Here is a 7,716-nt window from a genome sequence, read left to right on the forward strand (position 1 = left end):
TTTAACTACACAACATGAAAACTAGAAATACCTTTATTCATTTAGTCTATTTTACACTGCTGCTAAAAGGGCTCTATAGTTTTGCACAAGAATCTTATATTACTTACCAGCCTATCGAAGGTGGTTTTGCCATCGTGGATAAAAACACAGCAGCGCCCATCCTTTTTAGCAACGCTGATTATCCAGGGGTTCAAAAGGTAGCCAAAGAATTACAAGGTGATATTGAAAAGGTCACAGGTATCGCTCCTGAAATTAGCAGTGATTTCAGTGCTTTAAATACTCCCACTATAATTGTAGGCACCCTTGGTAAAAATAAACTCATTGATCGATTAATTCAACAAGGAAAAATTAACAAAGATGCCTTAGAAGGAAAATGGGAAAAGTTTATCACCACCATTGTGAAGGATCCTACTCCCGAGATTGAAAAGGCCCTTATTATTGTAGGGTCGGACAAAAGGGGAACCCTTTACGGACTCTACGACCTCTCCTCTAAAATAGGTATCTCTCCATGGCATTTTTGGTCCGATGTCCCCGCCAAGAAACACCAAACACTTTACGTTACCCCTGGAATTCATACCATGGGGGAACCAGAGGTACAGTACAGAGGGATCTTTATCAATGATGAGGCTCCTGCACTCTCTGGCTGGGTGTCAGAGCACTATGGAAAATTTAATGCTGCGTTCTATGAAAAAGTTTTTCAATTGATTTTACGTCTTAAAGGAAACTTCCTTTGGCCAGCCATGTGGGGACGCATGTTTTATGTGGATGATCCAAAAAACAAGGCCATGGCTGATTTATATGGTATTGTTATAGGAACCTCACACCACGAACCTTTAGGTAGAGCGCATGCAGAATGGCAAAAGTTTGGCAATGGGCCTTGGGATTATACTAAAAATAAAGAAACCTTGGATAAGTTCTGGAGAGAAGGAATGCAGCGCATGGACTCCACAGAGGTTATCGTCACTGTTGGAATGCGTGGTGATGGTGATGAGCCTATGACCGAAGGCACTGCAATCGATCTTTTAGAAAAAATCGTGAAAAGACAGCGAGAAATTATTACAGAAGTCACCGGTCAACCAAGCGAAGAAACCCCGCAAATGTGGGCGCTCTATAAAGAGGTACAAGATTATTACGATCAAGGGATGCGAGTTCCAGAGGATATCACCCTATTGCTTTGTGATGACAACTGGGGAAACATTCGAAAGCTTCCATATTTGGATGCAGCGCCTAGGCAAGGCGGTTACGGTATTTATTACCACTTTGATTATGTGGGAGATCCTAGAAATTACAAATGGATGAACACCAATCAAATCGAAAGAACTTGGGAGCAAATGAATTTGGCCTACTCTTATGGTGCTACCAAACTATGGGTAGTAAATGTCGGGGATATCAAGCCAATGGAACTGCCCATTAGTTTCTTTTTAGATTATGCCTGGAACCCAAAAAAATGGACCCCCACTAAAGTCGCTCAATATTATGAAGATTGGGCAGAAAACATCTTTGGAGAACAGCATAGTGAGGCCATTGCGGATATTTTAAAGAAATATACCAAATACAACGCTCGAAGAAAACACGAACTATTGAGTCCCGCTACCTATAGTTTAAAACACTACAATGAGGCGGATCGTATCTTAAAAGAATTTGATGAGCTTGTTAAAAAAACACTCGATCTAGCAGACCAAATACCAGCCTCGTATCAAGATGCGTATTATCAGTTAGTTCAATTTCCCGTGGTGGCCAGTGCTAATTTAAATGATCTATACATTGCTGCTGCCAAAAACAGACGCTACGCAGCACAGGGAAGAGCCATTGCGAATCATTATGCAGAAAAAGTAAAGGAGTATTTTAAAAAGGATTCCTTGCTTACCTTGTACTACCATAGAGAACTTGCCGATGGTAAATGGAATCATATGATGTCACAAACCCATATTGGCTATACCTCTTGGCAAGAACCTAGGTATAATAATATACCAGAGGTTACCTATGTGGAATTACAAGACAATCCAACGGTAGGAGTTAGTGTGAGTGGATCTACGCTATGGTTTCCAAAGACCAAAGACACCTTAGTAGTACCCGAGCTGAGCTCGTTTAACCCATCTCACCCCAGCATCACTCTTTTTAATGCTGGTAAAAAGTCGTATAAATACAAAATTAAATCCAAGGATCCTTGGGTGATCCTTTCTAAGGCAAAAGGAAAGGTTGTACAGGATGAAAATATTGAGCTTACTGTGGATTGGAATAAGGCACCCTTAGGTCAATATTCCTCTACCATTACCATTGAGGCTGAGGGTGAGCAAATAGCGGTCAAGCTCCCTATAAATCACAATGACTTGAAAGATGCCATAGGGTTCATTGAACAAGATGGCGTGGTCTCCATACAAGCTGAGAACTATTCCCACAAGAGGGCTAATGCTCCTTTTAAATGGCAGGTAATTCCTAATATTGGAAAAACTAGTTCGGGTGTTACGATTACTCCAGAGAAAATTGCCCCACAAGAGATTACTGACAGCTCCCCACGACTAGGATATGATTTTCACAGTTTTTCCACTGGAGAGATCAAAGTACATACTTATTTTTCACCTACTCAGAATTATACCGATAGAGATGGTTTAAAATTTGGGATAGGAATCGATGACACTACTCCACAGTTGGTTAATTTCCATAGGGACACCGCCCATCGTGATTGGCAAATAGCTGTAGCTGACAATATCAAGATAATCACCACCACTCATACAATAGATCAACCTGGAAACCATCAACTGTATTATTACCTGGTCGACAGTGGACTTGTGTTACAGAAAATAGTGATTGATACCGGTGGGCTTAAAGAATCATATCTAGGTCCTGCACAAAGTTTTAAAAAGACGGACAAATAGATGGTCCTCTTTATATAATCCCCCATTCCTATGGTTAGTAATAGCAAACCCGATGACCGTACTACGATCAACGGGTTTATGCTTTGGTATAGTTTTACTTTACTGGCTCAGGATTATGCGTCAATCTTAGCATATACCGCATTCTTTTCGATAAACTCTCTACGTGGTGGCACCTCATCACCCATTAACATGGAGAAGATGCGATCTGCTTCACTACCGTTATCGATGGTTACCTGGCGTAGGGTTCTATGTTCTGGGTTCATGGTGGTATCCCAAAGTTGTTCAGCATTCATCTCTCCAAGACCTTTGTATCGCTGAATAACTGCACTACCACCGAACTCTTCGTTTAACTCATCTCGTTGCTTATCAGTCCATGCATAGGCTTTTTTGGCCCCTTTTTTAATTAAATATAATGGAGGTGTGGCAATGTAAATATAACCGTTTTCAATAAGTTCTCTCATATAACGGAAGAAGAAGGTAAGAATAAGGGTCGCAATGTGAGCCCCATCCACATCCGCATCACACATAATAACAATTTTATGGTAGCGTAGTTTCTCTAAGTTGAGTGCTTTGCTATCCTCCTCAGTTCCAATAGTAACACCAAAAGCGGTAAAGATGTTTCGGATCTCTTCATTTTCAAAAACCTTGTGTTGCATGGCTTTTTCAACATTTAAAATCTTACCTCTAAGTGGTAATATCGCTTGGAAGTTTCTGTCTCTACCTTGTTTAGCTGTTCCACCCGCCGAGTCTCCCTCGACAAGGAATATTTCACAAACTGCAGGATCTTGTTCTGAACAGTCAGACAATTTACCAGGTAATCCTCCACCGCTCATCACAGTTTTTCGCTGCACCATCTCGCGCGCCTTACGGGCAGCATGCCGGGCCTGAGCAGCAAGAATAACTTTTTGAACAATGGATTTGGCATCATCTGGATGCTCCTCAAGATAATTTTCTAACATCTCTGAAACCGCCTGAGACACAGCAGATGTTACTTCCCTATTTCCTAGTTTGGTTTTGGTTTGCCCTTCAAACTGAGGTTCAGCAACCTTTACAGAAACAATAGCTGTAAGACCTTCTCTAAAATCATCTCCAGCAATCTCGAATTTGAGTTTATCTAACATCCCTGATGCATCCGCATATTTTTTAAGGGTAGTCGTCAGTCCTCTTCTAAAACCTGAAAGGTGGGTACCGCCTTCATGGGTATTAATGTTGTTTACATAAGAATGTAAGTTTTCATTAAATGAGGTGTTATATACCATTGCAACCTCAACAGGGATATCGTTTTTCTCCCCTTCCATATAGATCACCTCTCGAATTAGAGAATCTCTATTTCCATCCAAATACCGAACAAATTCTTTTAATCCTTCCTCGGAATAGAATCTTTCAAATACAGGCTCACCATCTTCGCCCTTTTGACGTTTATCAGTAAGGGTTAAAGTAATCCCTTTATTTAAAAAGGAGAGTTCTCGCATACGGCTCGCTAGGGTGTCATAGCTAAACTCTGTGATTTGTGTAAATATCGTATCATCCGGCTTAAAGGTCACCATGGTACCTCTAAGCTCTGTTTCCCCTATGGATTTAACAGGGTGAACTGCTTTACCTCGCTCGTAGTTTTGTTCCCAAATTTTCCCTTCGCGGTATACAGTTGCGGTGAGGGATTCAGAGAGTGCGTTCACACAAGAAACCCCTACTCCGTGTAATCCTCCAGAAACTTTATATGAATCTTTGTCAAATTTACCTCCAGCTCCAATTTTGGTCATTACAACCTCAAGAGCAGAAATTCCTTCTTTTTTGTGAAGGTCAACTGGGATACCTCGACCATTATCCTCTACAGTAATGGAATTATCTTCATTGATAGTGACTCGAATGGTATCACAATGCCCAGCCATGGCCTCATCGATGGAGTTATCCACTACCTCGTAAACAAGGTGATGAAGTCCTCTAGTCCCAACATCTCCGATGTACATCGATGGGCGCATACGAACGTGCTCCATTCCTTCTAAGGCCTGAATACTATCGGCCGAATAATTTTGTTTATTCAATTCTTCGCTCATAAATTTTCCTTTCAAATTATTCAATACGAAGGTTAAAGTTTAGTTGTTCTAAAACTTTTTTAAACCTTTCCTTCTATGCTAATTTAGGCTACTTCAAACATCAAATAAATGCTTGGATTGTATTGTTTGGAATACCTACAAATATACGAAAATTAAGCCGTAAATAAAAGCTTTTAGCCTCTGGAGAACTAAACTTATCAACATATTGTTAATTTCCGAAAGTCGCTTAAATTGCTTTAAAACCACCTTAAAACGCCTTTTAGGCGTTATAGAGGTTTTTGGATGCGGCCTAAAACACAAAAATCTCGCATAAGCGAGATTTCCGTGTCTTAAAACCGAAGTTCTAATATATAAAAAGCAATTTTTTAACTCTCATAAGCCTGGGTGTGCACTTTTGCAACTGCTCTACCAGAAGGATCGTTCATGTTCTTAAAGGCCTCGTCCCACTCTAACGCAATTTGAGTACTACATGCTACTGATGCTTCCTGTGGCACGCATAAAGCGGCGGCATCTGATGGGAAGTGATCATGGAAGATAGAACGGTAGTAAAATTCTTCTTTTGAGGTTGGCGTCTGAATTGGGAAACGGAATTTTGCATTTGCCAATTGCTCATCACTTACCTCAGCATTAACCATTTCCTTTAAAGTATCGATCCAGCTGTATCCAACACCATCAGAAAACTGTTCTTTTTGTCTCCAAGCAACACTCTCTGGAAGATAGGATTCAAATGCTTTACGCACTACCCATTTCTCCATTCGCTCGCCGTTGATCATTTTATCCTGTGGGTTTATGCTCATGGCCACATCCATGAATTCCTTATCTAAAAACGGCACTCTGCCTTCGATCCCCCATGCGGCTAATGATTTATTAGCACGCAGACAGTCATACATGTGAAGTTTGCTTAGTTTACGAACGGTTTCTTCATGAAACTCTTGAGCGTTTGGTGCTTTGTGGAAGTATAAGTATCCTCCGAAAAGCTCATCGGCTCCCTCACCTGATAACACCATCTTTATCCCCATAGATTTAATCACACGTGCCATTAAATACATTGGAGTAGAGGCTCTAATGGTTGTTATATCATAGGTCTCTAAGTTGTAAATTACATCCTTAATAGCATCCAATCCTTCTTGAATGGTAAATTTGATCTCGTGGTGTACAGTCCCGATATGATCAGCTACTTTCTGAGCAGCTGCTAAATCTGGCGACCCTTCAAGCCCCACAGAGAAGGAGTGTAACCTCGGCCACCAAGCCTCTGTAGAATCATCAGATTCGATTCTTTTTTCTGCATATCTTTTAGCAATGGCAGAGGTTACTGAGGAATCTAATCCTCCTGAAAGTAACACTCCATAAGGCACGTCAGACATGAGCTGTCTATGTACAGCAGCCTCCAATGCTTCTTTTATTTTATCAATACTTGTTTGGTTATCTTTAACCGCATCATATTCTGTCCAATCCCTAGTATACCATCTTTTAAATTGTCCATCTGAACTATGAAGGTAATGTCCTGGAGGGAATAATTCAATTTTAGTACATACACCTTCTAGTGCTTTTAATTCTGAAGCCACATAAAAGGTTCCGTTTTGATCCCATCCTATATAAAGTGGGATAATACCCATATGGTCTCTAGCTACAAAGTACTCGTCCTTTTCAACATCATATATCGCAAATCCAAAAATACCGTTCATCTCATCGATAAAGTCAACACCTTTTTCTTTGTATAGTGCCAAGATAACCTCACAATCAGATTCTGTCTTAAATTCATAAGAACCTTCGAATCTTTTACGAAGCTCTCGGTGGTTATAAATCTCACCGTTTGCAGCAAGAACTAGCTTCCCATCGCTACTCAATAAAGGTTGTTTCCCTGAAGCTGGATCTACAATTGCTAAACGTTCGTGCGCTAAAATTGCTTTCTCATCGCTATAAATACCACTCCAATCTGGTCCTCTGTGTCGGACTTTTTTAGACATCTCTAATAACTGAGGTCTTAAGTCCTCTGCACTTTCTTTTAAATCAAATGCGCATACAATTCCACACATAGCTTTCTATTTTTATAATTTGATGATTCTCAAATAATGATTTACAAGGCAAAATTGGTTCATTTGTTTCAATATAAAAACCAATATAACCATTTACCTTTCAAATTAAAACTTAAAAACAATGATTCAGTTATAAATGAAATAAATTATAAAAAAAATTAATATTGGTGTTAATAAAATGTAAGTTCTAGGTTGTTTTTGCCACTTTATAATTAAGTTTGAAAAGTATTTAAATCCTAATGTTCAATTAATAACAAACAACGACACTATGAAAAAAACCATTATTGCAAGCCTTTTTGTCCTCGCGATGATTTTTGGAGCAGAACTACAAGCTCAAAAGTTTAGCGGACTTGACAAAAGCCCGGCTGATATTGCTTATTTCCGACCTGAAAAAAATGCAGCTCCCCTAGTTAAAGTAGTCTACAGCCGACCACAATTAAAAGACAGAACAGTAGGTATCGACCTAGCACCTTTTGGTGATGTATGGAGAACTGGTGCTAATGAAGCTACAGAAATCAAATTTTATAAAGAAACTGGTTTTGGTGATCAAACCATCGCAGCAGGAACTTATAGTTTGTTCAGTATTCCTGGAAAAGATGAGTGGACTATAATCCTAAGTAAAGATTTAGATGTTTGGGGTGCTTATTCGTATAACCCAGATAATGACGTTGCTCGCATCACTGTTAAACCAAGTACCTCAGAGGAAAGTCTTGAGGCCTTTGGTATTACATTTGCTCCTAATGGAGACGC

The 7,716-nt window shown here is 39.8% G+C and carries 4 protein-coding genes; 2 read left to right on the top strand and 2 right to left on the bottom strand.

The annotated features are described in order from the left end of the window. Positions 1-14: 14 nt before the first annotated feature. Entirely contained in the window at positions 15-2,876 is a 2,862-nt protein-coding gene (locus VKY50_RS05935) for a glycosyl hydrolase 115 family protein (RefSeq protein WP_324299855.1), read from the top strand. Between the two features lie 113 nt (positions 2,877-2,989). Here VKY50_RS05935 and gyrB read toward each other — a convergent pair whose 3' ends face one another. Together gyrB and asnB are read right to left on the bottom strand one after the other, a co-directional pair. Next, positions 2,990-4,930: a DNA topoisomerase (ATP-hydrolyzing) subunit B gene (gene gyrB / locus VKY50_RS05940; RefSeq protein ID WP_324299857.1), complete on the bottom strand. Its 1,941-nt coding sequence runs from the start codon at positions 4,928-4,930 to the stop codon at positions 2,990-2,992. 365 nt (positions 4,931-5,295) lie between these two features. Beyond that, positions 5,296-6,966 (bottom strand): asparagine synthase B, encoded by a 1,671-nt coding sequence (gene asnB, locus VKY50_RS05945; protein ID WP_324299859.1) that lies wholly within the window; start codon positions 6,964-6,966, stop codon positions 5,296-5,298. A gap of 268 nt (positions 6,967-7,234) precedes the next feature. On the opposite strand from asnB, the gene VKY50_RS05950 reads away from it, so the two are divergent. Further along, positions 7,235-7,716: DUF2911 domain-containing protein (locus VKY50_RS05950; protein WP_324299861.1), on the top strand; the 482-nt coding region annotated here is incomplete at its 3' end.

Source organism: Galbibacter sp., from assembly GCF_035306585.1.
Lineage (GTDB): Bacteria > Bacteroidota > Bacteroidia > Flavobacteriales > Flavobacteriaceae > Galbibacter.